This is a genomic window from Aeromicrobium sp. CF4.19, from assembly GCF_051262555.1.
In the GTDB taxonomy this organism is placed as follows: Bacteria; Actinomycetota; Actinomycetes; order Propionibacteriales; family Nocardioidaceae; genus Aeromicrobium.
The window spans coordinates 234,735-261,334 of record NZ_JBIMEU010000001.1; the positions used below are offsets into that span (position 1 = coordinate 234,735).

Genomic DNA, 26,600 nt, shown 5'->3' on the forward strand with positions numbered 1-26,600 from the left:
GCAGGTACCCCTCGACGTACGGTTCTCTCGCCACGTCGCGGCTGCTCGGAGGGCGACGTCGATTCCCAGGAAGTCCCATGTCGCTCTCTTTTCGACGCCACGGTGCGTCTGCGCTCCTCGTTGCCCTCGTGACCGGTGCGGCGCTGCTCAGTCCCGTCGGTGCCGACGGGTCATCCTCGAGCACCACGTCGTCCACGCCCGTCGAACGCTCGGGCAACAGCGGGTACACGTGGTGGACCGAGCCGCTGATGGCACGCACGCCGGGGAACTTCTACTCCACCGGTGTCACCTCCAACGGGACCCAGCGCGTCTACCGCTGGGGACGGACCAAGGCGAAGCGAGAGCTCCACCTCACCTACACGAACCTGCGCCGGCGCGCTGCCGACGACCACAATGCGCCGGCCATCTCGATGGCCAAGGGCAGGTCGACCGTGGTCTTCTACACCGGGCACCCCGGCGTCATGTATCACCGGCGCACCGCAGCCGGAGCCAATCCGGTCCTCGGGAGGAAGCACAAGAACGATTTCAGCGAGGAGCGGCGGATGCCGTTCGACCGTCCGACGACGTATGCGCAGGTGCTGCGCGACGGCCCGCGCATGGTGGTCCTGTCGCGCTACCTCGGGGGTGGAAAGTCCGGCTGGTACTACGTCACGTCGCAGAACTCGGGGCGGACCTGGACGAAGCCGGCGGAGCTGTTCGACAGCGAGTCCCACCAGGCGTACCTGATGGTTCGCCCGAAGGACAGCGACCCCGGCCGCCTGCACGTCACGGCCTACTACCACCCGAAGCGTGGTCCGGACAACGTGATCGGGTATCGCGAGCTGGCCCTGAGTGACTTCTGGAACGGGCAAGCCGAGCGCTTCACGGTTGATGCCATGGAGCCGGTGTGGACGAGCGACGAGCCCGTACCGGGTTCCGCGGCGACCGCGAAGCCTGAGCCGACGGCTGACGCGACCCCGACACCCGAACCGACGGCCACCGCGGACCCGACCCCGGTCCCTTCACCGACGACGGAGCCGCAGGAGCAGCCGAGCCCTGACGTGGAGCGGGAGCCCTCCGACGACTCGATGGCACCTGAGCCGCCCGAGCAGACCGAGCCGCCCGTCGAGCCCGACGCCGAACCATCGTCGCCGGACGTTCCACCGCAGTCGGAGGAGCTCGTGATGCCCGAGGCGGACCTGCTGCCGCCCGAGATCGTCCCGCCGAGCACCCGGCACGTGCGCATGCTCGACGTGGGCGACAAGCAGGGTCGCACGATGGTCTTCGGAGCGACGTGGGACGCGACCAACGACGTGCCGGTCTACATCCAGATGATCCGACGCGACGACGGCACCTGGAGCCGTCACACGATCCGCTCGGCGGGTGGTGGGTACGGCACGGGCAACGGGAACTACGTCCCCGGTCTGACCCTGGACGACCGGCCAGGAGTCTCCCGGGTCTACATCGGGTACAAGGCAGGGTCGCGATGGAACCTGGCCGCGGCCGACCTCGGATCCACCGGCCGGGTGGGTGCCTCCCGGCTGCTTCGTCAGTCGACCCACCCACTGGCCCGGCCGATCACCGTCGGACGTGACCTGATGTACCAGCGCCTGGACCGGTACTCGTCGTACCGCAGCTACTTCATGAGGGTGAAGACCTTCCGCCTGCGCTGAGTCGCCGCGGGAAGTCGTCCTGCTCAGCCACCCAGCAGCGGGCTGACCTCGTTGCGGAACATCGTCAGTGCGGACCCGATGGCCATGTGCATGTCGAGGTACTTGTAGGTGCCCAGGCGCCCGCCGAAGAACACGTCCTTCTCACCCTCGGTCAGGGCACGGTAGGCGAGCAGCCGCTCGCGGTCCGCATCGGTGTTGATCGGGTAGTACGGCTCGTCGCTGCGCTCGGCAAAGCGGGAGAACTCCCGCATGATGACGGTCTTGTCCTCGGGGTAGTGCTTGCGCTCGGGGTGGAAGTGCCGGAACTCGTGGATGCGCGTGTAGTCGAAGCCGGCGTCGGGGTAGTTCATCACCGGGGTGCCCTGGAAGTCGCCCGTGGGCAGGACCTCGCGCTCGAAGTCCAGCGTCCGCCAGGACAGCTCGCCCTCGGCGTAGTCGAAGTAGCGATCGATGGCGCCGGTGTAGACCACCGGCACCTGTCCGACGGTGGCAGACTTGCTGACCGGCTGGTCGTCGTCGAAGAAGTCGACGCCCAGCTTCACCTCGATGTTCGGGTGGTCGGCCATGTTCTCCAGCCACGCCGTGTAGCCCTGCGTGGGCAGGCCCTCGAAGGTGTCGTTGAAGTAGCGGTTGTCATAGGTGTAGCGCACGGGAAGGCGGGCGATGACCTCCGCCGGCAGCTCAGTGGGGTCGGTCTGCCACTGCTTGGCGGTGTAGTCGCGGATGAACGCCTCGTAGAGGGGGCGCCCGATGAGCGAGATCGCCTTCTCCTCCAGGTTCCGTGCGGTCGCCGTGTCGAACTCCTCGGCCTGGGAGGCGATGAGTGCGCGGGCCTCGTCCGGCGAGTACGCCGCATCGAAGAACTGGTTGATCGTCCCGAGGTTGATCGGCAGCGGGTACACCACGCCCTTGTGGTGGGTGTACACGCGGTGCTGGTAGCCCGTGAACGTCGTGAAGCGGTTGACGTACTCCCACACCGACTCGTTGGACGTGTGGAACAGGTGCGCACCGTAGCGGTGGACCTCGATGCCGGTCTGCGGATCGTCCTCGGAGTAGGCATTGCCGCCGATGTGGTCGCGACGGTCGATCACGAGGACCTTGCGGTCCAGCTCACGGGCGACGCGCTCGGCGATCGTCAGGCCGAAGAATCCCGATCCCACGACGACGAGGTCGGCGTCCATGCTCTGCTCCCTATAACGACGACGGATGACGGTTCACTCTAACGAGCCGAGCTCACTCGATCCGCGACGCACCCGGGCGGAAGGGATCGATAGGGTGAGACGTCCTTCGTCATGACGTCAGGAGCAGTTCCATGAAGATGTCGGTCATCGGGTGTGGCTACCTCGGAGCCGTCCACGCCGCCGCCATGGCGAGCCTGGGCCACGAGGTCGTCGGCATCGACGTCGACCCGGCCAAGATCGAGGCGCTCGCCGCCGGTCAGGCCCCGTTCTTCGAGCCTGGTCTGCCCGAGCTGCTCACCGAGAACCACGACACCGGTCAGCTGCGCTTCAGCACCGACATCAGCGAGGTCAAGGGCTTCGGGGTCCACTTCGTGGGGGTCGGCACGCCCCAGCGCCAGGACGGCGGAGGGGCGGACCTGCGCTTCGTGGATGCCGCCATCGAGGACCTGCTGCCGCACCTGTCGCCGGGTGACCTGGTCGTCGGCAAGTCCACCGTGCCGGTCGGGACCGCCGAGCGGCTCGCTGCGCTGATCGAGCCCACCGGGGCCGAGCTCGCGTGGAACCCCGAGTTCCTGCGGGAGGGGTTCGCGGTCAAGGACACGATCGAGCCCGACCGCCTCGTCTACGGCGTGCGCAGCCAGCGCGCCGTCGACATCCTCGACGAGGTCTACGCCCAGGCGATGTCCAACGACACTCCCCGCATCGTCACCGACTACGCCACGGCCGAGCTCGTCAAGACCGCCGCCAACGCCTTCCTGGCCACCAAGATCTCCTTCATCAACGCGATGGCCGAGATCGCCGAGGTCACGGGTGCCGACGTCACGCAGCTCGCCGATGCCATCGGTCACGACGTCCGCATCGGGCGCAAGTTCCTCAACGCCGGGGTCGGGTTCGGTGGTGGCTGCCTGCCCAAGGACATCCGCGCGTTCAGCGCACGGGCCGAGGAGCTGGGCCGCGGTGAGTCCGTGGCCTTCCTCAAGGAGGTCGACGCGATCAACCTGCGTCGCCGTCAGCGGGTCATCGACCTCGTCGTGGAGGAGCTCGGCGGCGCCAGCTACACCAAGCGGGTCGCGGTGCTCGGCCTGGCGTTCAAGCCCGACAGCGACGACACCCGCGACTCCCCCGCACTCGACGTCGCAGTGCAGCTGCACGGGCTCGGCGCCGACGTCGTGGCTTGGGACCCGGAGGCGGTCCCCAACGCGCGCAAGGCCCACCCGCAGCTGGAGTTCGCCGACTCCCTGGAGGACGTCCTGCGGGGCGCCGAGGCCGTCGTGCTCGCCACGGAGTGGAAGCAGTTCCGCGCGCTCGACCCGCACGAGACGAAGGCGCTCGTCGCCTCGCCCGTCATGATCGACGGCCGCAACGTGCTGGACCCCGCCGTCTGGCGCGAGGCTGGCTGGACCTACCGCGGACTCGGCAGGCCCTGACGCGATCCGGCGGTCGGGCGACGCCGACTACAGGTCGCCCGGGGGCACCAGGCGATCCTCGGCGGCCAGCTCGTCCTGCAGCTCACCGGGCATGATCCACACGTAGGACGCGTACACCGAGTCGGTGTCCAGGCGACGAGCCCCGAGGTCCTCACCGATCGACCACCGCTCGCAGGCGAGGACGATCTCGAGGTCGCCGATGTCCTCCGGCTCGAAGAGCTCTCGCAGCGGTGCCGGGGCGACCGCGTAGCCGAAGTAGTTGTGCGCGGTGGCGCCGCTCCCCTTGCGTGCCTCGCACTCCGCCACTCCCTCACCGCTGGGTCGCACGAAGCCGACCGGGTCGTCGGGATCCAGCGTGGTGATGCCGGTGAGATGGTCGCGCATCGGCAGCCACTGGCTCTCGGAGGCGTGGAACTGGTCCGTACGCTCGCTGCCGATCACGGTGCCGAGCGTCGCGAGCACCACGAGCGCCGCTCCCACCAGCACCGGCCGGCGCCACAGCGCCAGGGCGGCGATCAGGACCACCAGCACGCACAGCGGGGCGATGATCCAGATCTGGTTCTCGTTGGTCAGGCTGGGGACGATCCACTCGTCGCGAGGCCACGGTTCGTCGGGAAGAAGAGGGTTCCACGGGAGGATCCCCGGGATGTGCGCGGGCGTCACGAAACCCCATGTGGGGACCTCACGGCTGAGGACGACCACGGCTGCGGCGGCGGTCACCACGTTCAGGCCCACGGCCCAGAGCGCCACGGACCGAGAGACGCCCCGCAGAAGTGCCGCCAGTCCGATCGCCACCAGGACGGTGGCGATCGGGTCGATGTAGCGGCCGTACACCCACGCATCCAGACGCACCCAGGGGTTGTCGAAGAGCAGGAAGTCGTTCGCCCACTGGGTGAGGGAGACCAGGACGATCGCTGCGGTGGCGCCGAGGACGAACGTCAGTGCACCGAAGTCCCATCGGCGCAGCTCTCGCCAGACGAGGACCACCAGGACGACCAAGCCGATCGTGACGAGGCCGTACGACGCGAGGCTCTGGTTCCATGCCTGGCCGATGCCGACCCGCAGGAAGAGCGACGGCCTGGACTCGCCCAGCTTGTCCAGCAGGCCGTCGCCCTGCCGGAAGCTCCCCGAGAGCACCATCTCGTTGATCGAGCGCCCCGCCCAGTTGGTGACGTAGTAGGCGATGGCCACGAAGACCAGCCCGATCGCGGAGGACCGGACGTGACGGGGCAGCCGGATCAGGAGCCACACCGCGGCCGCGGCCAGGACGACGCTCATCCGTACGTGGGAGAAGAACAGCAGGCCCAGGGCGGCCGCGAAGACCAGGTGGCGCAGCACGGTCGGACGCTCGGCCACACGGAAGGCAGCCAGGACCACGCACACCAGGACCAGCGTGACGAGCCGTTCGCTCATCGAGAAGTCCGCCTGGATGGCCCGGGCCGGCAGGATCATGACGAAGGAGGCCACGACGACCGATGGGGCCGTGGCGAGTCCGAGGCGGCGAACGATGAGGGCCAGCGGCCAGATCGTCAGGAGCGAGACGGGGACGCCCGCCCAGAGCGTGGCCTGGTAGCCGATCGACGGGTCGGAGGTGAACCACCAGACCGGCGTCGTGAGGACCGCCCACAGCGGGAAGTACCCCTTCCCACGCACACCGTCGCTGATCTCCTCCCCGCCCAGCTGGCGGGAGATCTGCAGCAGGCCGATCTCGTCGTACGGGAATCCCGGCCACGTGGTGCCCCACAGGACGTAGGCGTGGACCACCAGGCAGACCAAGGGCGCCAACCACGCCAGCACCACCCAGCCTCGACTCGAGGGCAGCACCGGGCCGGCGGCCGTGGAGGTCGACGCCGGTGGCACGGAGGCTGCGGTAGGACGGTGCGCCGGGACCCCGTCTGCGTGGACGCGATCGGGGTTGGTCATACGCGAGAGGATCCTCTGGGCTCGACGGCAGACCGGCTCAATCTACAGGGCCGTGCAGCCCCGTTCGGCAGAGCACGACGCCGGTCGAGACTGCCGGCCTCTCGGCGGCCGCTGCCTCTCACGGTGCTGGCGGCGTTCCCTCGGCGACCGGCAGGAGCCGTCCTTGCGACGCCATCTCGTCCTGCAGCGGACCGGGCATGATCCACACGTGGGACGCGTACACCGAGTCGGTGTCGAGGCGGCGGGCACCGAGGTCCTCGCCGGGACCCCATCGGTCGCAGGCCAGCACCAGCTGCATGTCCGGCGTGACGTCGGCCCCGGTGTCGACCTGCAGCAGCGGAGAGGGCGCGACGGCGAAGCCGAGGTAGTTCTGGCCGGACGACTCCAACCCTGCCCTGGGCCCACATGCTCGTGCGTAACCGATGGGTTCGTCGGGGCCGAGCTCGACGAGCGGCTCCACGATCGGGCGGATGTCCACGGAGCGCCCCTCCGCCTCGTGGAAGAGCTGCGACCTCTCGGTGGACAGCAGCGTGCCCCCGACCGCAAGGACGACCAGTCCACCCGCCACCAGTGCCGGGCGACGGCGCAGGACGATCGCCGCGACCAGCACCAGCACGACGCACAGGGGAGCGATGATCCAGATCCGGTTCTCGTTCAGCAGGGTCGGGACGATGCCGACGTCGCGCGGCCACGGCTCGGTGGGCAGCAGCCGCCACCACGGCAAGATGCCGGGGACGTGGGCCGGCGTGACGTAGCCCCACGTCGGCACCTCCCGGGTCAGGTAACCGGCACCGACCACGCCGATGACGACGTTCAGCCCGACCGCCCAGATCAGCACGGCGCGCGAGACGCCGCGCAGCAGGACGGCCAGCCCGATCGCGACGACGACCGTGGCGATCGGGTCGATGTAGCGTCCGTAGACCCATGCGTCCAGGCGGACCCACGGCCCGACGTAGAGCCAGAAGTCGTTCGACCACTGGGCCAGGGAGATGAAGACGACCACGAGCGCGCCGCCGAACAGGAACGTCACGGCGCCGAAGTCCCACCGGCGCAGCTCGCGCCACACCAACGCGACGACCACCACCAGCCCGATGGCGACGAGCCCGTAGGACGCGAGGCTCTGGTACCAGGACTGGCCCATCGCGGTTCGCATGAACAGCTGCCAGCGCGAGTCGCCGATGCGCTCGAGGAGCGCGTCACCCCGACTCACCGATCGGCCCAGCAGCGCCTCGTTCAAAGCGTTCCCCGCGAAGTTGGCCAGGACGTAGGACAGCGCCACCATCGCGAGCCCACCGAGCGACTGCAGCGGGTGCCGCGGGATGCGCATGAGCAGCCACACCCCGGCAGCGATGAGGACCACCGTCATGCGCACGTGAGAGAACAGCAGCAGGCCGAGCGAACCGGCGAAGAGCGCGTGCCGCACCACGGTGGGGCGCTCCGTCACCCGGAAGGCGGCGAGCACCGCGACCACCATGAAAAGCGTCACGAGGCGCTCACTCATCGAGAAGTCGGCCTGGACGGCTCGGGCCGGCAGCGTCATGGCGATGGAGGCGACGACGACGGCCGGTGCCGCGCCGAGCCCGAACCGTCCGACGATGCGGGCGAGCGGCCAGATGGTGAGCAGCGAGACCACGACGCCGACCCACAGCGAGGCTTGGTAGCCCGTCGACGGGTCGGACGTGAACCACCAGACGGGGGCGATGAGCACTGCCCAGCCCGGGTAGTACCCAGCCCCGCGAATCATGTCCGGCACCGACTCGCCGGCCAGCATGCGGGCCATCTGCAGCAGCGTCACCTCGTCGTAGGGGAAGGCCGGCCAGGTGGTGCCCCACAGCACGTACACATTGACGAGCAGGCAGAGCGCGACCGACGTCCAGGCCAGCAGCCGCCACGTCCGCTCCGAGCCGGGCAGCGCGGCCTTCTCCCACGGAAGGGTCGGCGAAGGACGGCTGGGCGACGAGGGGCCCGGGGCCTCTGTCGTCTCGTGGCTGGACATGCGCACTGTCCTCTGGGCTCGACGGCGGACCGGCTCAACGTACTAGGCGTGCCCCGTTCCACGGTCCGGCACACCGCAGTCGGTACAGTCGTTGCGGCGCCAGAGTGCCGGAACGTCCTGCGACCTGCGCCCTCGACCTGCGGGAAGGAATCATGCGGCTGTTCATCCAGGTCCCCTGCCTGAACGAGGAGGAGACCCTCCCCCTCGTGCTGGAGTCCATCCCCGAGCGGATCGACGGCATCGACGAGATCTTCGTCCTGATCGTCGACGACGGCTCCACCGACCGCACCGTCGAGGTGGCTCGCGCCCACGGTGTGGAGCACTTCGTCTTCCACACCCGGAACATGGGTCTCGCCCGGTCCTTCCGCGACGGCGTCGACTACGCCATGCAGCACGGCGCCGACATCGTGGTGAACACCGACGGCGACAACCAGTACCCGCAGCAGAGCATCGCCGAGCTGGTCCAGCCGGTCATCCACGGCCAGGCCGACATCGCGATCGGTGATCGCCAGACCAAGACGATCGAGCACTTCTCGCCGTTCAAGAAGGTCATGCAGGCCGTGGGCAGCAAGGTGGTCAACTACGCCGCCGAGACCGACCTCCCGGATGCCGCGAGCGGCTTTCGTGCCTACTCGCGCGAGGCACTCATTCGCCTCAACGTCGTCACGCAGTTCAGCTACTGCATGGAGACCATCATCCAGGCCGGCAACAAGCGGCTGCGGATCGCGAGCGTGCCGATCAAGACCAACCCGAAGACGCGCGAGTCCCGGCTGTTCTCCAACATCTTCCAGCACATGGCGCAGTCCGGTCAGGCGATCGTCCGCAGCTACCTCATCTTCAAGCCCTACGCGGTCTTCACCACGTTGGCACTGATCTTCCTGATCGCCGCCGCCATCCCGTTCGTGCGGTTCCTCATCCTGTTCTCCACCGGCAACGGTGCCGGCAACATCCAGTCCCTGGTCTTCGGTGTGGGCATGCTCGTGGCCAGCCTGCTGTGCATCGCCCTGCTGGTGATCTCCGACATGCTCCGCACGAACCGCATCCTGCTCGAGGACGCCATGGAACGGATCAAGCTCGTGCAGTACGCCGAGGAGCGGCTGCTGGATCCGCACCGGCCGGACGAGGTCCACGTGGCCCCGGCCGGCCTGCAGCACGACTGAGGTGTCCGGCCCGGCCTTCGACGGGCCCTTCTAGCCGCGGCGAGCTACCCGAGCACGGTGGTCAGGGTGTGGTCATCCGATGCGCTGGTCGTCAGTGCTGGTCAGCCGGCGCGGGGTTGCAGTGGTCTGGTGCGGGCGGGTCGGGGTGTGAGTCGTCGGTTGATCTGGTGTGTGTCGGGGTCGATGGTGATGTGGCCGGCGTGGACGAGGCTGTGGCATCGGGGGCAGAGGCCGATGAGGTTGGCGAGGTCGGTGGGGCCGCCGTTCGACCAGTAGACGACATGGTGGATGTGGACGACGGGTCCGCGGCAGCCGGGGCCGGCGCAGAGGTCGTCTTGGCGGTGCTTGACGGCTCGGCGTTGTGCGGTGGTGCAGAGGCGGATGGCGCGTCCGACGTCCAGGACGGCGTGCTTGCCGCTGGTGAGGATGGGGGTGAGGTCGCTCTCGCAGAGCATCTGTTGGAGCTGGGCGGGGCCGATGGCGCCGAATCCGGCGAGGTGGCCGGTGGTGGTGTCGGGGTTGTCTGCGAGGTCGGTGAGGTCGACGGTGAGGTCCACGTGGGGGCGCACGCCCCTGTCGCGGGGCAGTCCGGAGGCGAGCACGTCGCTGAGGAGCTGGTCCAGGGCGGTGATGCGTCGCTCGCTGGTGGGTCGGTCGTCCTCGGCACACGTCGGCGCGGACAGGGTGTCGAGCACGGTGGCGAACTTCGCTCCGGTGGAGGCGGGCAGGAAGCCGGTGAGGTGGTAGCCGTCGCCGACGGGGCTGAGGTGGACGTCGTGCTTGTTCATGCCGCGTTGCCAGCGGTCGTCGAGGTCGTCGGGGTAGGTGATGTTGCGCAGCTCGCGGGTGGCGGCGCGTAGCTGTTGGGGTTCGGCTGCGGAGGCGAGCTGGAGCATCCAGTCCTGGGCGTCGATGACGATGCCGGCCTTGATGTGCTTGAGCGCGTAGCCGAAGGAGTCGACGTGCTCGAGGCTGATCGTCCCTGCGTCGGCTGCGGCGGCCACGTCGGGAAGGTCGGTGACGGTGCGTCCGGCCCGGATCAGGCGGTGGGCGTCGGCGGCGTCGAGGTGGAGCTGGTCGCGCAGCCAGTTCTTGACGCTGGAACATCCCTCGGCCTCGTGCTCGCCCCGCTCGCTCATCTCGCGCACGAGCCAGACCTGCGCGGCCTGGACGGCGTTGATGGTGCGCTGCAGTGCGCGCAGGGCCTCGGTGGAGGGCGGGAAGGCATCGAGCAGGGCGGCGGTCTCCCGCAGCTCCTGGGCCACCTCCTGCGTCATCATTCATCTAGTATACAGAACAGGTGAGCGATTTCAAGACATTTCCCCCCGATCGTCCGACCCAGTGGGGCGATGCGAATCCGCCTCGATGGCGTCGATGAGCACTGGGGCGCCTGCGGTAGTCTGACGCGGTGCGCCGACGCGTCGCACCGCCTCCCCGTCGTCGACACGAAAGCCGTCGTCCCGTGCTGAACAAGCTCAAGAACTTCGCCAAGGCGATGCTCGCGATCACCTGGATCCGCCGGATCTACGAGCTCGTGAATCGCGTCTTCCTGGAGTCCTTCGGGTCGAGCCGGATCCTGTCACACCTGTACTACACGGCCAGCTTCATCACCTTCAACCGTGAGCAGACCGCCGTGCTGCGGGGCCGGCGCAACTACTACCGCAACAAGTCGCGCGATCGCCGTACCCACGTGGAGCTGCGCCGCAACGTGCACCGCCTGGAGAAGGGGCTCATCATGATGCCCCGGCGCGCCATCTTCGCGCGCGACTACGTCACCGAGACGATCGAGTTCTACGAGCAGGCCGTCGCCCAGCTCGAGCGCGACCCGCAGTCGATGGAGCACAGCGAGATGGAGTGGGCGCACGACGTCCTCACCGATTACTTCCGTGCCGTCGAGCACGGCGACCCGATGATCGACGCCGCGCGGGAGCGCTTCGAGCGGGCCGGCCACGACGCGGAGTTCACCGGCAAGGTGCCCTACATCAAGAAGGCCCTGTCCTCGATCTCCTACGACGAGCTCGACGACCTCGTGATGCAGCGCCGCAGCGTCCGCTGGTTCGAGCAGAGGCCGGTCCCCCGCGAGCTCATCGACCAGGCCATGCTGATCGCCCGCCAGGCCCCCACGGCCTGCAACCGCCTGCCGTACGAGTTCCGCGTGTTCGACGAGCCGGAGCTGGTCAAGGAGGTCGCCTCCATCCCGTTCGGCACGGCCGGCTACTCCCACAACATCCCCGCCGTCGTGGTGGTGGTCGGACGCCTGGAGTCCTACTTCAGCCCGCGTGACCGGCACGCCATCTACGTCGACGGATCGCTCGCGGCGATGTCGTTCATGCTCGGCCTGGAGACGCTCGGACTGAGCTCCAGCGTCATCAACTGGCCGGACTTCGAGCCGCTCGAGCGCAAGATGCAGAAGAAGCTCGACCTCGAGCTCACCGACCGGGTGGTCATGCTCATCGCCGTCGGCTACGCCCATCCGGAGGGGATGGTGCCGTACTCGCAGAAGAAGGAGCTCGACACCTTCCGCCGCTACAACTGATGACCGAGCCGCCCGCGGAGTCCCCGCAGGGCCCCGCGGCACCGAAGGCCTGGTGGAAGCGCAAGGCCTTTCGCACCGCGGTGACCGTCGTGGTCATCGGCGCCGTCGTCGCGCTCTTCACGGTCTCGCTGGTGCGCAACTGGCAGGACGTGCAGGAGCAGGACCTCACCCCCGACTGGCAGTGGGCCGTCGCGATCGGCCTGTTCGCGCTCGCCGTGCCGTGGACCGGCGTGCTGTGGCGCTCCATGCTCCTGACGCTGCAGCCGCAGGTGGAGGTCTCCCGCACCGAGGCGGTCTCGGTGCAGTGCGCCTCCTGGCTGCTGAAGTACATCCCCGGGCAGGTCGGCTCCACGGTCAACAAGGTGCTGTGGGCCGGCCGCAAGGGCATCAACCGCGGCGTCGTGATCATCACCGTCATCTACGAGAACGTCTTCCTGCAGGTGGCCTCCCTCGCTCCGGGTGCGGCGATCGTCGCCGCCTACCTCGGACCAGAACTCTTCGGTGACGAGCCCTACGTCCTCCTGCTGCCCCTGCTCGCACTCGTGCCCTTCGCGGTGGTGCTGTGGCGCCCGGCGTTCCACCGCGTCGTGGACGTCGTGGCCCGCCGCGTCCTCAAGCGCAGCGTGCCGCGGGAGCACTTCCTCTCCACCGGCTCGACCCTCCTGCTGCTCGTGGGGTTCCTGGGCCCCCGACTGCTCAACGCCATCGGGTTCGTCGTCCTGACCACCTCCGTCACCGACGTCGAGCCCGGCGAGTGGGCCGTGCTCGGTGCCGCATACGTCCTCGCGGGGGCGATCGGCATCCTGGCCGTCTTGGTCCCGAGCGGCCTGGGCGTGCGCGAGGCCGTGATCGTCGCCATCCTCGTCCCGTTCGTGGGCCTGCCCGCCGCGATCGTCGTCTCGGTGCTCGCGCGCCTGTGCAGTACGGTCGGAGACGCGCTCGTCGCCCTCATCTACGTCCTCACCCGTCGCACCATCCCCAAGGAGCTTCGTCCATGACCGCTCGCCCCCACGTCACGATCATCGGCTCCGCGCTGTCCGGCAACAAGGGCGCTGCGGCGATGCTCGAGTCGGCGATGCAGACGCTCGATGAGAAGGTCGGCGACGTCGATGTCACCCTGCTGAGCATGTACCCGGCCGAGGACGCGGCACAGAACCACTACCCGAACCTGGAGATCGTGCCGGCGGCTCCCAAGCAGCTCGGTGTCACGATCAACTCGCTCGCCCTGCTGTACCGCCTGCTGCCGCCGCTGCGCCCGCTCCTGCGGCGCCGCTCCAAGGCCGTCGCGGCCCTCGCCTCCTCCCAGGTGCTGCTGGACCAGGGCGGGATCACCTTCACCGACGGCCGCGAGAAGTTCCTGATCTACAACGTCGCCTCGATCCTGCCTGCGCTGTTCATGCGCACCCCGGTCTTCAAGTGCGCGCAGGCCGTCGGGCCCTTCACCGGCCGCATCAACCGCGTCGTCTCCAAGATCTTCCTGCCCCGCTCGCACACCATCGTCACGCGCGGACGCATCACGCACGAGTACGCCGAGGGTCTCGGCCTGACCAACCTCGTGGCGGGCGCCGACTACGCCTTCTCCCTGGAGATGGACGGCACCGAGCGGGACGCCGTCGCCAAGGTCGTCGACCTGTCGTTCTTCGAGGACGGTGACGTCGTCGGCATCTGCCCCAGCGTCGTGATGCAGAAGAAGGTGGACGCCTCCGGTGGTGACTACGCCGCCATCGTCGCGGAGTTCATCGAGTCCCTGCAGGCCCGCGGTCGCAAGGTCGCCCTCATCCCGCACAGCGTGCGCACCGGCACCGACAAGACCCACAACAACGACCTGCCACTGTGCCGCGACATCCACGCCCGCCTGGCGTCGCGTGACGGCGTGCTGTTCATCGACCGCGAGCTCAGCTCCCAGCAGCTGCGCTGGCTCATCGGCCAGTGCGAGCTGTTCGTCGCCAGCCGCTTCCACGCGATGGTGTCATCGTTGGCCATGGCCGTGCCGACGGTCGTCATCGGCTGGAGCCACAAGTACCGCGAGGTGCTGGAGATGTTCGACGTCGAGGAGTGGGCGTTCGGCTCCGACCAGCTGACCCCCGCCTACCTGGCCGAGCGGTTCACCGAGCTGGAGCAGCGCCGCGACGAGGTCAAGGCCAAGCTCGACGAGAACCTGCCGAAGGTCAAGGCCACCTCGCGCATGCAGGCGGATCTGATCGCCGAGATCGTCCGCGGCTGACACGAGCCGCCAACCGACCCGTCGCCGCTTCGGCCGACGTGGCAGGTGCCCGAGCGCGCCGCGGCGACACATTGCACTCCGAAAGGGACGACCCGATGACAGCACAGCCGGCCTCGTCGGTCTCTCCTCGACCGCGATTCCGCGTGCTGGACAGCCTGCGACTCGTCGCGGCAATGATGGTGCTGCTCTACCACTACACCGCCTTCAATCACTCGCACTGGGGTGTCGAGACGAAGGAGCAGTTCCAGTTCATCTCCAGGTTCACGGCCTACGGCGCCACCGGTGTACAGCTCTTCTTCATCATCAGTGGGTTCGTCATCCTCCTCTCCGCGAACGGCCGCACGCTCCCACAGTTCGTCACCTCCAGGGTCTCGCGGCTCTACCCTGCGTACTGGGTGGCGGTGCTGTCCGCAGCGTTCCTGTACGTCTTCATCGCGCCAGGCACCTTCAAGGACATCTCCGTCGACATGGTGCTCGCGAACCTGACGATGACGCAAGAAGCACTCAACGTGCCGCACGTCGACGGCGTGTACTGGACGTTGTGGGTGGAGCTGCTGTTCTACGTGCTGATCGGCGGGCTGCTGGTGGCCGGGCTCACGGAGGCCCGCGTCACGGCCTTCATCTTTCTCTGGCCGCTGCTGGCCGCTGTGGCCCAGTCCGCCGACGCCAGCTTCCTCACGGCCATTCTCAGCCCCACCTACGCTTCACTCTTCTGCGGCGGCATGGCGCTGTGCCTCATCCACCTGCACGGGCACTCGACCGTCCGATGGCTCCTGGTTGGTTTCAACGCCTGCATCGCCGCACACCAGACGGCCGAGCGCTGGGTCCTCGGATCCATCGCCGAGAACACAGAGCAGGACGTGTCCGCCACGGTCGGCGTCGTCATCATCCTCGCCATGTTCGCCGCCGTTGCCATCGCAACGGTGACGCCCGTGGCCCATCTCGGTCCTGCGTGGCTGACCACAGCTGGAGCATTGACGTATCCGCTCTACCTGTTCCACGAGGCGTGGGGCTGGTGGTTCCTCTCCGTCTTCGGTCAGCGGTTCGACAAGTGGGTCGTGCTCGGCGGTGCCATCGCCTTCACGCTGGCGATCGCCTTTGCCGTGGAGAGATGGGTGGAACGCCCGGTACGACCCCGGTTGGCGGGAGCCCTGCAACGGTCCTTCTCTCGTGAGGCCACTGGCTCGGCGGGGGAACGACCCCGCGGCGACTCAGCCTGACACGAGGCGCCAACGGGATGCTGAGCACCGAAGTCAGCGACACCGGCCGGGGTCAGTCGGGCCGACGATGCTGCACCCGAGCTTTGGTTCTGCCGCTGTCCGCCTAGGTAGCGCCTGCCTTGTCAGGAACGACGAACCCGCTTCACGACGGGCACGACCAGACGCCGGAATGCGGAATAGACGCGGCGACGGTCGTCCCTAAACTGACTGCCTGTTCGGCCTTCCAGATCGCTGAGGCGCTGCTGCGTATCTGTGGCGACCAGCGCAGGCGCCGCCTTCACCCAGGAGGGATAGCGGCGGGCGACGGTTTCCTTCGCAGGGCCGGCGGCCAGCCGGCGCAGATACTCCAGACGATCCAGCAACCCCGGTGAGTCACAGCCGGCAGCGACCGGCACGACGGCCGGCGCGGGCGTGAAGGACGCCATCCGTTCGGTGAAGCCTCCGGTCGGGTTGTCAACGCCGAAGGCATGTTCCAGACCGTTGCGCTCCAAAAATGCACGATACCCAGCCTCGTTGACGCCGTGGTGACTGTTGAACGCTTCGACGTCGATCTCAGCGTAGAGAGAGGCCGGCGTGTCCTCCTTGGTGATGGACCGCAGGGGCCGGAGCGGGAGCCTGTGAAACTCGGACAGCTCGGAGACGCGGGAGTCGAATGGAAGCGTCATGCTCGGTACGCCGGCGAGGACCCCAGCGACAGCGCCGTGGATGCGGTTGCCGACAACCATGTCGACGTCCGACAGATACGTACGCCACGTCAGCTCATCGACGAAGAACTTGGTCTGTTCCGAGGTCATCAGGGGATGGTCTGGGTGTAGGGGTAGATCTCGCCTGCTGTCGCGCGAGAGTCCCGATGCCCACAAGAGATGGCGCAGATCCTGGTTGTCCTGGGGGACGTACTCCGTCGCTTCACGCTCGGCGAGGTTGGCATCGACCCACTCCCCCAGGCGAGCGGCAAGCAATGGGTCATCCCGCAACTCCGGCCGCAGCGTAAGAGCCACTCGGCTCTCACGCGTCAAAGCATCAACCTGCTTTCGCATCCGCACAGGAATATCGGGCCGGTACAGAGACGGGCACCCGATGACGTCGATCACGTCATCACCGAACCCAAGAGTCGCGAGGTACTCGGCGGTCCGCTCGCCTCTGACCCCGACACTCGCCCCTCGCTCCAGCACAGCAGTGAGGAAACGACTGGCCGCGCGGTCGACCCTCTCGTCCGATCGGACTGCATCGCGGTCCATCGCCATCTGGGCCCCCATGCCGACGACGGTCACCGGAACAGAGAGGCGCTCGACAACCGCCGACCATCGCTCGAGGCTGCGTACGAAAGAGGGCCGCAAGGCGTTGGCGAATGGGATCACCACGTGGTCGAACTCATCGTTGATGCCGCCCGCGATACGGTCGGCCCCGTCGACCCTGTCGATCTGGAAGTAGTCCGAGCGAAGATCCGCGCCCTCGACCGACAACGATGCAAAGACGCCCGTGCTAAAGAGCAGATTGCCACAGTTGCCACCGAGGACGTTCGCTTCTAACGTCGCCTCCGGGGAGATGCTGACCCACGGCTCCTTGCCCGATCGCACGAGTATCCTGCGGGTCACGTGGGCCCTCCTGGTGCCATGGATGACGGTGCGTGAGCACTCTATCTAGTGGCGGGCGGCGGCCGCGTCCGCACGAAACCAAGTCAGCGGTTGAGCACCTCGATGGCCTCCTCGATGGGACCGTCGAAGATCTGCTTTCCCTTCTGGATGACGATGCCGCGGTCGCACAGCTCACGCAGCATCGACTGGTCGTGACTGACGATCACCATCGTGGTGCCCGCCTCCTCCAGCTGCCGGATGCGCTCGCGGCACTTCTTGCGGAACGGCGCATCTCCCACGGAGAGGATCTCGTCGACGAGGAGAATGTCCTGCTCGGTGTGGATCGCGACGGAGAACGCGAGTCGCATGAACATGCCTGAGGAGTAGTGCTTGACCTCTTGGTCGATGAACTTCTCGATCTCGCTGAAGGCGACGATCTCATCGAACCGTGCCTCGATCTCGTGCTTCTTCATCCCGAGGATGGCTGCGTTCAGGAAGACGTTCTCGCGCCCGGAGAGCTCGGGGTGGAAGCCGGCTCCCACCTCGATAAGACCCGCCAGCCGTCCCCGTACGAGTACTTGGCCGGCGTCGGGCTCGAGCACGCCGGAGAGCATCTTGAGCATCGTCGACTTGCCGGAGCCGTTCATGCCCATGAGGGCCACCGACTCGCCCTCGCCGATCGTGAAGGACATGCCATCGACGGCCTGGAACGTCTCCGAGGAGACGTCCTTTCCCTTCGTCCAGCCGATGAACGCCTCCTTGAAGGAGTGGGATCGGCGCAGGAGGAAGTCCTTCGTGACGTCCTCGACGATGATGCTGGGCTTGGCAGTCACGTCACTCGCCTCTGGTTTCGCGTCCGTCGTCGTCATGTCGTCACAGCTCCTGGGCGAAGCGTCGCTCGAGCTTGCGGAAGACCCACTGGCCGGCCACCAGCGAGACGGCGCAGGCCACGAGCGCGATGATGCCGTTCTGCATGAGTCCGTCGGGCGCTGGGAAGGGGTTGCCAGCGGTGGGACGCCACATGGCCTCGTGCAGCAGCTCGACCGCGACGGCCAGCGGGTTGGCCATGTAGATGTTGTAGAACCAGCCAGGTGTCTGGGACTGCACCATCTGGTACGTGTAGAGCACCGGCACGGACCAGGTGGAGAAGACCTGGATGATCTCCACGAAGTTCTGCGCATCGCGGTAGACCACGTTGAGCGCGCCGAAGAACAACCCGAGGCCGAGCGAGAAGAGACCCACGATCGCGACGGCGGCACAGATGGCGGCAATGCCCGTGACGGTCGGCGTCCAGCCCAGCAGGATGCAGACCACCAGCAGGATGGCGCCCTGGGGCAGGAAGTGGATGAACGCGCCGATGACGGCCGCGATCGGGAAGAGCTCGCGCGGCAGGTAGATCTTCTTGACGAGGGCTCGGTTGTCGGTGATCGCCCGGGTGGCGTTGCCGAAAGCCTCGTTGAAGAAGTTGACCACCACGATGCCCGCGAACAGGTACACCGCGAAGTTCTCGATGTCGCGATGGAACTGCAGGAAGATGCCCATCACCAGGTAGTAGACGCTGAACTGGGCAGCGGGCTTGACGTAGGACCACGTCCAGCCGAGCGCGGAGTTGCGGTAGCGAGTCTGCGTCCCCTTGCGCACCAGCAGTCCCAGCAGGTACCGCCAGATGAAGACGTCGAAGATTCCGCGGCCACGCCCTGGGGTGTGGAACTCGCTGAGATCGGTGGTGGTCACGTGACGGAGGGTTCCTTCAGTGCGGGATCGGCGGCCAACCCGCCTTCCGAATCATATCGCGAGCCTCAACCCGCCCCCCGGTGCAGGGAGCCGCACCGGGATGAACTTTTCGGAACCTCGCTGGGCGGCCTCAGACGGGAAGTCTCGGTGCGAAGGTGATCAGGCGGGCTTGACCCCGACTCGAGCGCGACCAGCACGCAACATCAGTGGTTTCACCGGGAGCGCTGCGAGGAAATCGTCCGTGGCCTCCTTGGAGCCTGCCCACGACCCGTAGTCATCGATGATGAGGACTCCGCCTGGAGCCAGACGGTCGTACAGGTGCTCCAGCTCGTGCTTGGTCGACTCGTACCAATCGGTGTCCAGACGAAGGAGTGCGATGCGCTCCGGGGCGCCTGCAGGGATGGTCTCTTCCACCGGTCCCTTCACCAGATGGACACGCTCGTCCGGGTACCCGAGCGTGCCGAGCCCTTCGGTCACGTCCTCGAGCGACGCCACCGCCCAGACCCAGGAGGTGCGGTCGTACTTCTCGAGCAGCTCTGAGGCCGACCGCCCATCGGTGGCCCGCAAGTCCTTCTCCGTGGGCTCGGTCATGCCTTCGAAGGTGTCGAAGAGGTACAGCTCTCGGTCGAGAGCGCCCAAGTCCTTCAGGACGTGGATGACCGCGTGCATGGATCCTCCGCGCCAGACACCACACTCGACGATTGCTCCGTCGATATCGGCGTCCACGATGTGCCGGACCGACGTGATGAGTGCGTGCTGCTTGTCGATGCTCGTCATCGTGTAGGGCTTGATCGCGGTCATGATCTCCGTCGAGCGCTGATCGAGATCATCCGGGTACTTCGGGCCGGCGGGCTTCTTCTTTGCCGGCGCCAGCTTCCTCTTCGCCGTCTCCAGCTCATCGCGGGCAGCCCGCAGCTCATCAAAGTTTCGGCCCCGCTTCAGGCGTCGAGCAATGCGGCGCACCGGCTGAGGTGCGATCCGGTAGGCCACTGACACTAGAGACATCCGAGCTTCCTTCGTTGGTGGCGCGAGTGATTCGTTGCGGGAACTGCCGGCATCAGGTGGGAGAAGTTCCGGAGACTCCAGGAGCTCACGTACGGCGCCCCGGTCACCTCTTCGCTCATCCGGTGTCGGACCCGGTCCCGGGATGGGTACGCGCTCAAGCCCGCCGAGCTCGTTGGCCCAGTCACGGAGCACCCGATGGCGACGTTTGCGAGCACGCGACGGCCGCCAGGTCGGCTTTCTCATGACGCCCACGGTGTCGCCCCAGTACTCGTCGGCGTCGATCTGGCCGTAGAGGAATCGTTGATCTTGGGTCGGCGGCCAGGCGGTGTGGGCCTCCAGCAGCTCGAGCTCAGCAAACGACGCGAACGCGCGAAGGCTGTCGGGGTAATAGCGCCACAGGTCGTAGGTGGAATGTCGGTGTCCCCTGGAGGGAGCCGCGAAGAACAACAAGCCGCCGGGCCGCAGCACCCGGGCGATCTCGATCATCGACACGAAGGGGAAGGGAATGTGCTCGAACACCTGACCAGTGATCACGACATCCATCGAGTCGTCATCGACCGGGATCGTGTACGGCTCGATCATTTGGCGGTCGACGTTGCGTCCTGCTTGGATGTCGACCCCGGTCACGACGGCCCGAACGTGCCCGAGCAGCTGTCGATGGCTCAACTTCTGGCCGGTGTTGATGAACGAGCCGAAGTCGAGAACTTGATACTCGACATCGTCGATCAGGTAGGTGTCGATGCAGCGCTTCATGCTGGCCATGGCCGACAGATGCATGAAGCTCCTCGCTGGAAGATCAGTACGAACGGACAGTGGCGCTCGGTCGTCGCCAGGACTCCGCCCGGACGGTCGAGCACTGGCTCCCTACGGTAACCTCCGCAGATCGTATTCGGCTCGGATCCGCGTCGCGTCGCGCAGCCTGCAGCGGCCGCCTCGCATTGGTCGCGTCCCCACGAGCCGCTTGGAACCACCCGATGAAGCCGTCCTTCGCCCGAACAGTTCGTACACTCCTGAGGTGCGCTCGACCTGCGCAGCCTTCGGTTCGCCCCCAAGGAAGGACAGTCGCTTGACTCGCCCCACAGCAGCCGCAGCCCGGCAGTATCTGGGATACGCGGCTGACTCCTCCCAACACTGGCGACTCGACGTCATCGCGTTGCGCAAGCTCATCGACTCCGAACGGTCGACAGCCCCCCGGTTTCGTCGCCTGGTCGACGTGCTGGCGTCCCGGCTCCTGAGAGCCATGTCCCGGCATGACGCAGCCATGGTTCCCAGCGTCCGGGAGCTGCGGCGGATCAACCGCAGCCACGAGGCGCTGGCGGTCGCTGAGACCGTTTGGGAGACACGAGCCCAAGATTCCGCTGGGTGGGCTCTGGCGTGCGCGATGACGTTCTACGACAACCAGACGCTGTGGTTGGGAGACATTGCACTGGCCCATGCCATGACGTTGGAGCCCCGATGGGTGGAGCTGTACAAGGAACAGGCTCGCAACCGGCGTTGGCGGGGGAACACGGCTTCGGCAATCGAGGGAGCCGCATATGTCATCGAGCTGACCCACGATCCGACCGAGGTGCGGCTCTGGAACGAGTTCATCGGCACTGAGCTCCACAGGTCGGGCCAGTTCGGTGAGGCCCTCCTCCACCTGGAGCGGGGTGAGCCCGACGAGCCGACGTGGGAGTACTGGTACCGGCGTGGCGTCTGCCACCAGAAGGCCGGCGACAGCGACCATGCACAGCACTGCTACTCCCGTGCAGGCGAGACCGGCGCCCGCACAGGCGCGGCGGGCCTGGGAGAGGTCCCACCCGCGCTACGCACGGCGATGATGCACTACCGACAGGAAGCACTGCACGAGTCGCTCGGTGAGCTGCGCTCGCTGCGGGTGTCGGGACGGGAGAACGAGATGGCACGAGCGATCTTGCTCGGCCGGACCCATTGCCGGCTTGAGCAGCCGTCCTTGGCTGTGGTCGATCTCAAGGACAGCGACCTCGGCGCTGAGTCGGAGGACGTCGCAGCCATCATCGCTCTCGCGCAAGAGCTTGACGACCAGCCTGCTCGGGCCGCGGATGAGTACCGGCTGATGCTGGCCCAGCACCCGAACTCCTCCTACCCAGTGAGGCAACGCTTGGCCAGGGCCTTGTCATCGGCGGGCCTGCACGAGGAGTCAGTTCAGACGTGGCAAGAGATTCCGTCAGATCTGCGACGTCTGACACCAGAGGTCGCCCCATCGTTCCGCGAGGACTCCGAGCTCGCCCGAGCCCTGATCGCGAGCAAGTCGTGGACCGAAGCCACTCCGCTTCTGCAGCGGCTCGCTGCAGCGAGCTCATCGGAGACCAACGCGCAGAAGCTGCACCACGCCGCAGGACTGGCTCTCGCAAACATCGGCGAGCTCGAACGCGCCGAGCGTCACTTCACACTCAGCTCGCCTGCCAAGGTTGCCCATCCGAGTGAGGCCGAGCGGAGCTACCATCCGCTTGGACCACATGAGCGATACACCGAGGCCCGCGAGTCGGTCGCGCTTGATCACGGCATCGTCCTGTTCGAGTCCTTCAACGGTGCCAAGACGGGCTGCAACCCCTTGGCCATCTCCCAGCGGCTGCTGGTGGAGCGCCCGGACCTGCGCCAGGTGTGGGCGATCACGAAGGACGCGACAATCCATGCCAGCCTCCTCGGCCACCCGCTCGTCTCGTTCGTCGAGCACGACTCATACGGCTACCGCCAGCATCTGGCGACTGCCGGGACGCTGGTCAACAATGCGACGTTCCCGCGCCCGTTCGCCACGCGGGAGGGGCAGCGGTACCTGAACACCTGGCACGGCGTTCCCTGGAAATCCATGGGTCGCGACATTGCGGACGACCCGTTCGCCTACGACAACGTGGCACGCAACCTCCTCCAGGCGACCCACCTGGCACTGCCGGATGCACACACACGAGACGTCCTCATCACTCGGCACGACGTCGAGAAGCTGGTCACAGCCCGCATCTCCATCACCGGGCAGCCCCGGATGGACCTCACCATCGGCATGGGCGCCGAGGAAGGCCGGGACCTGCGTCGGCGGCTAGGTGTCCCACATGCTCAGAAGGTCGTCTTCTACGCCCCCACCTGGCGCGGAAAGCTGGCCACGGGTGACACCTCGTTCGAGCTGTACCTCCGCGCCATCTCGACCATGGCGAGAGTGACGGACGCGCACGTGCTGGTTCGCGTCCACTACTACGTGAGAGCGCGGCTGGACCCCAAGGACCTCCCGACCAATGTCACCGTCGTCCCAGAGGACATCGACACGAACGAGGTCCTGGCCATCTCGGACGTTCTGGTGTCGGACTTCTCCAGCGTCGTCTTCGACTTCGCTGCTCTGCACCGACCCATCATCAGGTACCTCACCGACCTGGAGAGGTACGCGACCGAACGTGGCCTCTACTTCGATGTGAGCGACATCCCCGGCGTCACGGCCACGGACGAAGCCGAGCTGTATGCGTCCACGACGTCTGCAGTTCGAGGAGACCTCGCGACAGACTGGTCGTCGAGTCCGGTGGCGAGCGCCTGGCAGCACGAGGACGGTCGCTCCACCGAGCGGGCCATGGCTCTGCTCTTTGACGACGAGGATGAGGACCCGGATGACTCCCCCGATGCTTCGCCCGCGATCCTCATCTCGATGGGCAGCCTCAATCCCAACGGCATGACGCGATCCCTGCGCAACCTGATTGCCGCAGATCCGGCGATTGCCGAGGCAACCCAGCTGACGATCCCCCGAGGCGCGCTCGAGAACAGGTACAACTGGGACGTCGCACGTGAGCTCCACGAGGCGATCGGGTTCAGCATGACCTCGCATGCCGCGGCCGCGACTCGTCGCGAGAACCTGGCATGGAAGCGGCTGCAGATCTCCGACGACCCGCTCACCGAGGAGCTCCTCGATGTCCTGCGATCTCGCGTGCGCCGCGAGCGTCTGCGCAACCTCGGCCGCGTGCACTTCGCCGCCGTCGTCGACTTCGATGGTTACGGGCTCTACCAATCCGCACTGCTGGCACTCGGATTCGACGCGTCCACGCGCACCGTGTCAATCCTGCACAACGAGTTCGCCAGAGAAGTCAGGACTCGGTTCCCCCACCTTCGCTCAGTGGCGCGGATCCTTGCACAGTTCGACAGCCTGCCCTCGGTGATCTCGTCGGTCCGCGACGTCAACCGGGAAGCGCTCGCCAACGACCACGGTGTTCCCGAGGAGCTCCACACGGTGCTTCCGAACACCATCAATCTCGCCCAGATCAGGCAGCTCGCCGACCAGGAGCCCGACGCGGACCTGCATGATTGGCTACAACGACCAGGCCCACACGTCGTCCTGGTCGGCAGACTGTCGGTCGAGAAGAACCACATCACGCTGTTCCAGGCACTCGCCCGACTGCTGCAGGAGGGTGGCTCGGCGCCTCGTCTGGTCCTCCTGGGCGACGGACCGAGCAGGCCGGAGCTCCAACGACGTGTGAACGACCTCGGTCTGAGTGACCAGGTCCTGTTCGCCGGTCAACGAACGAACCCTTACTCGGTGATGAAGCGCGCCGACGCCCTCGTCCTGCCATCGCTACACGAAGGCCAGCCCTTGGTCCTGCTCGAGGCCATGACCCTCAACACGCCGGTCGTGGCCACAACCATTCCGGGGCCCACGGCATTGCTTCGAGATGGAGCTCTCGGCATGCTTGTATCTCCCGACGTAGAGGGGTTGGAGAAGGCGTTGAGAACGATCATGCACTCTGAACTGCCACTGGCCGAGGCCTTCGATCCCGAGTCCTACCAACGCGACGCAGTCGACGCCTTCTGGGCCCAGGTCACCTGAGATGCGTGTCATGAGCCACCGGCACCGGGGCGAAGGTTTGGTCGTAGAGGTTGGCCCATCGGTCCAAGAGCTTCGAGCACGCGACCGAAGCAGTGCGGAACTCTTCAGGATCCCGTTCACAACCTCCGGCAGTGAGCTCTATATCGACTTCACGGCGTTGCAGTCCGCGCTGCCGGACAGCTTGGGACGCTATGACCTCCTCGCGGTTCAGGCCGGGAACGAAGAAGCGGAAAGCCTCGATGTTCCTGGGTACGCCGAAACGCCGGTCTGGACGCGGTACTACCGGTCAACGGTGGGTGCGGCTCCGATGCTGCCTCACATCTACATCGACCTCAGCGGATCTCTCGCAGTCGTCGTCCGGAACCCCTCCTACGTCGATTCGGGCGAACGCCGATTCAAGTACCGCCACCAACTCACCTCGATCAGCATGGATCGAGGCGCCCTGCACTGCTCATTCGAGATCGACCTGGCTGAGAGCGGTACCTTCGAAATCGAACGCTGCCGCCTGAAGCTGTACTCGAATGATGAGGTCGTCGAGGTCGAGGCCTCGGAGTTCGCCCACGAAGCACGGGGGCGCTCGATCATCGGGAGGGTATCCATTCCTGTCCCGTACGACGCCAACCTGCCGCCCCTTCGTTATGCCCTCTACATAAGCCTTCGTGAACCATCGTCGGATGACGTCCTCGATCTAAAGGTGAACCACGTCTCGGAGGCCCTGTACGAGAGAATGCGCACGACGCCCCGGCCACCGACATCGAGTCTGCGGGGCAACCGACTTCTCACCGTTGCATACTCTCCGAAGTCCAGTCTGGTGAGCTTCGTCGTCAGACCGAGAACTCGCTACGACAACGAGCCGTTGCGGCAGAGACTTTATGGCATCGCCGCTAGGACAGAGTCGCGCGTTCGGCGCGCCGTAGGTCGTCCACGCCGTGCCACCGCGCTCATCTTCGAGAAGGATGCAGCAACGGCTCAGGACAACGGCTTCGCCCTGTTCCAGCATCTACTGAACACAGAGGACACGCCCGGCTTCGACTTCTACTACGTCATGGACCGCGACGGTGGCCAGTGGGACCGCGTCAGAGGTCTCGACCGCGTCGTGCCCAAGTTTTCCTTTGCCTACTGGCGCCTACTGGTCTCCCCGGCCGCCTTCCTTGTCTCATCCGACATGCGGTACCACATCGCGAACACCCATGCTCAGCCCGGAGTCGCAGACAAGTACGCATTCTTGCGCAAGAGCTACTTCCTGCAGCACGGCGTCACGGGGATGAAAAAGGGCCCGGGCCCGATGTTCGATCCGCGGTCAGCAACTTTTCCCGAAGCGATCGCTGCCGCTGCAGACTGGGAGAAGGGGCTCCTCGTCAAGAACGGAGTGCCAGCAGAACGAATCGACGTCGCTGGCCTCGCGAGGTGGGATCGTCTCGAGCCAAGACGTCCGGCAGAGACCATGAACCCACCGAAGCGGCTGCTTTACATGCCCACGTGGCGAGAATGGCTCGCGGGCTTTGATGCCAGAGAACTCCGTGAGACGGAATATGCCCAGGCGATCGTCTCATTCCTTCGTTCTTCCAAGCTCGACGCGCTGCTGCAGGAACATGATGCCGAACTACAGTTCCTTCCACATCCCAAGAGCAAGGACCTGATCTCGCTCCTCGACGGCACAGGCCCGCGAATCACGCCGTTGGACCAGGACAAGATCGAGTTCGCAGAAGTGGTGCAACGCTCGGACGCGGTCATCACCGATTACTCGAGCATCCTTTGGGACTTCCTACAGAGTCACAAGCCAGCGTTGCTGTTCCAGTTTGACCTCGATCGGTACCTGAGGCTGACGGGCATGTACACCAGCACCGAGTTCGACCCGATCATCAAGCGCATCCCGACGTCGCACACCGAGCACGAACTCCTCGGCGACATCGAGCGCTTGTTCGCCACTGACCCGGCCCAGGTGCGTGCCCAGACTGAAGAGCTCGCAGCCACAGTCTTTCCTCACCAGGACAAAGACAACTGCCGCCGCACCATCGACAACATCACCCGCCGCCTGCCAGAACTGACCGTGCCCGGCACTATGCCCAGTTACGAGCAATCTGATACCTGGTACCGCCAGCATCTCTCACGGACCCTGCAGTTGCCTCGCACCTAGAGCGGGGATCCTTGT

At 66.5% G+C, this 26,600-nt stretch carries 17 protein-coding genes; 9 read left to right on the forward strand and 8 right to left on the reverse strand.

Annotation, left to right across the window (positions count from 1 at the left end; translation table 11 throughout):
• The first annotated feature begins 77 nt into the window (after positions 1–77).
• Positions 78–1,652, forward strand: a complete 1,575-nt coding sequence (locus ACHAAC_RS01205) for a BNR-4 repeat-containing protein (protein ID WP_435714032.1) — start codon at positions 78–80, stop codon at positions 1,650–1,652.
• A 23-nt stretch (positions 1,653–1,675) separates the two neighbouring features.
• Here ACHAAC_RS01205 and glf read toward each other — a convergent pair whose 3' ends face one another.
• Positions 1,676–2,833, reverse strand: coding sequence for a UDP-galactopyranose mutase (gene glf, locus ACHAAC_RS01210; protein ID WP_435714033.1), 1,158 nt, complete (start codon positions 2,831–2,833; stop codon positions 1,676–1,678).
• Positions 2,834–2,964: 131 nt separating this feature from the next.
• Between glf and ACHAAC_RS01215 the strand changes: the two genes are divergently transcribed.
• Positions 2,965–4,260, forward strand: coding sequence for a UDP-glucose dehydrogenase family protein (locus ACHAAC_RS01215; RefSeq protein ID WP_435714034.1), 1,296 nt, complete (start codon positions 2,965–2,967; stop codon positions 4,258–4,260).
• Between the two features lie 27 nt (positions 4,261–4,287).
• Here the strand turns inward: ACHAAC_RS01215 and ACHAAC_RS01220 are convergent, their stop codons facing one another.
• The gene (locus tag ACHAAC_RS01220; RefSeq protein WP_435714035.1) at positions 4,288–6,183 is read right to left on the reverse strand and encodes a hypothetical protein; all 1,896 of its coding nucleotides are present in this window, start codon (positions 6,181–6,183) and stop codon (positions 4,288–4,290) included.
• A 118-nt stretch (positions 6,184–6,301) separates the two neighbouring features.
• Complete coding sequence (locus ACHAAC_RS01225; RefSeq protein ID WP_435714036.1) at positions 6,302–8,179, reverse strand: hypothetical protein; 1,878 nt, start codon at positions 8,177–8,179, stop codon at positions 6,302–6,304.
• Positions 8,180–8,331: 152 nt separating this feature from the next.
• Here ACHAAC_RS01225 and ACHAAC_RS01230 point away from each other — a divergent pair, with 152 nt between their 5' ends.
• Positions 8,332–9,339, forward strand: coding sequence for a glycosyltransferase family 2 protein (locus tag ACHAAC_RS01230; RefSeq protein WP_435714037.1), 1,008 nt, complete (start codon positions 8,332–8,334; stop codon positions 9,337–9,339).
• A gap of 101 nt (positions 9,340–9,440) precedes the next feature.
• On the opposite strand, the gene ACHAAC_RS01235 is transcribed toward ACHAAC_RS01230, so the two are convergent.
• Positions 9,441–10,619 (reverse strand): DUF222 domain-containing protein, encoded by a 1,179-nt coding sequence (locus tag ACHAAC_RS01235; RefSeq protein ID WP_435714038.1) that lies wholly within the window; start codon positions 10,617–10,619, stop codon positions 9,441–9,443.
• A 182-nt stretch (positions 10,620–10,801) separates the two neighbouring features.
• Between ACHAAC_RS01235 and ACHAAC_RS01240 the strand changes: the two genes are divergently transcribed.
• The 4 genes from ACHAAC_RS01240 (at position 10,802) to ACHAAC_RS01255 (ending at position 15,319) form a co-directional block, all read left to right on the forward strand.
• Positions 10,802–11,875, forward strand: a complete 1,074-nt coding sequence (locus tag ACHAAC_RS01240; protein WP_435714039.1) for a nitroreductase family protein — start codon at positions 10,802–10,804, stop codon at positions 11,873–11,875.
• On the forward strand, positions 11,875–12,873 hold the full coding sequence (locus ACHAAC_RS01245) for a lysylphosphatidylglycerol synthase domain-containing protein (RefSeq protein ID WP_435714040.1): 999 nt from the start codon (positions 11,875–11,877) through the stop codon (positions 12,871–12,873). The genes ACHAAC_RS01240 and ACHAAC_RS01245 overlap by 1 nt, the downstream gene beginning before the upstream one ends.
• Positions 12,870–14,099 carry a polysaccharide pyruvyl transferase family protein gene (locus ACHAAC_RS01250; protein ID WP_435714041.1) on the forward strand — a complete coding sequence of 410 codons (1,230 nt, stop codon included), beginning with the start codon at positions 12,870–12,872 and terminating at the stop codon, positions 14,097–14,099. Before ACHAAC_RS01245 ends, ACHAAC_RS01250 begins: the two co-directional genes overlap by 4 nt.
• Positions 14,100–14,194: 95 nt before the next feature.
• Positions 14,195–15,319, forward strand: a complete 1,125-nt coding sequence (locus ACHAAC_RS01255) for an acyltransferase family protein (protein ID WP_435714042.1) — start codon at positions 14,195–14,197, stop codon at positions 15,317–15,319.
• A gap of 122 nt (positions 15,320–15,441) precedes the next feature.
• Here ACHAAC_RS01255 and ACHAAC_RS01260 read toward each other — a convergent pair whose 3' ends face one another.
• The 4 genes from ACHAAC_RS01260 to ACHAAC_RS01275 form a co-directional block, all read right to left on the reverse strand.
• On the reverse strand, positions 15,442–16,914 hold the full coding sequence (locus tag ACHAAC_RS01260; protein WP_435714043.1) for a polysaccharide pyruvyl transferase family protein: 1,473 nt from the start codon (positions 16,912–16,914) through the stop codon (positions 15,442–15,444).
• A gap of 83 nt (positions 16,915–16,997) precedes the next feature.
• Positions 16,998–17,726, reverse strand: coding sequence for an ABC transporter ATP-binding protein (locus ACHAAC_RS01265; RefSeq protein WP_435714044.1), 729 nt, complete (start codon positions 17,724–17,726; stop codon positions 16,998–17,000).
• Between the two features lie 40 nt (positions 17,727–17,766).
• Positions 17,767–18,627 carry an ABC transporter permease gene (locus ACHAAC_RS01270; RefSeq protein ID WP_435714045.1) on the reverse strand — a complete coding sequence of 287 codons (861 nt, stop codon included), beginning with the start codon at positions 18,625–18,627 and terminating at the stop codon, positions 17,767–17,769.
• Positions 18,628–18,786: 159 nt separating this feature from the next.
• A complete protein-coding gene (locus tag ACHAAC_RS01275; protein ID WP_435714046.1) occupies positions 18,787–20,409 on the reverse strand; it encodes a TylF/MycF/NovP-related O-methyltransferase in 1,623 nt (540 codons plus the stop codon).
• On the opposite strand from ACHAAC_RS01275, the gene ACHAAC_RS01280 reads away from it, so the two are divergent.
• Both ACHAAC_RS01280 and ACHAAC_RS01285 read left to right on the forward strand, forming a co-directional pair.
• Positions 20,372–24,448 (forward strand): CDP-glycerol glycerophosphotransferase family protein, encoded by a 4,077-nt coding sequence (locus ACHAAC_RS01280; RefSeq protein WP_435714047.1) that lies wholly within the window; start codon positions 20,372–20,374, stop codon positions 24,446–24,448. The genes ACHAAC_RS01275 and ACHAAC_RS01280 overlap by 38 nt on opposite strands.
• A 10-nt stretch (positions 24,449–24,458) precedes the next feature.
• Entirely contained in the window at positions 24,459–26,585 is a 2,127-nt protein-coding gene (locus tag ACHAAC_RS01285; protein ID WP_435714048.1) for a CDP-glycerol glycerophosphotransferase family protein, read from the forward strand.
• The last annotated feature ends 15 nt before the right edge of the window (positions 26,586–26,600 follow it).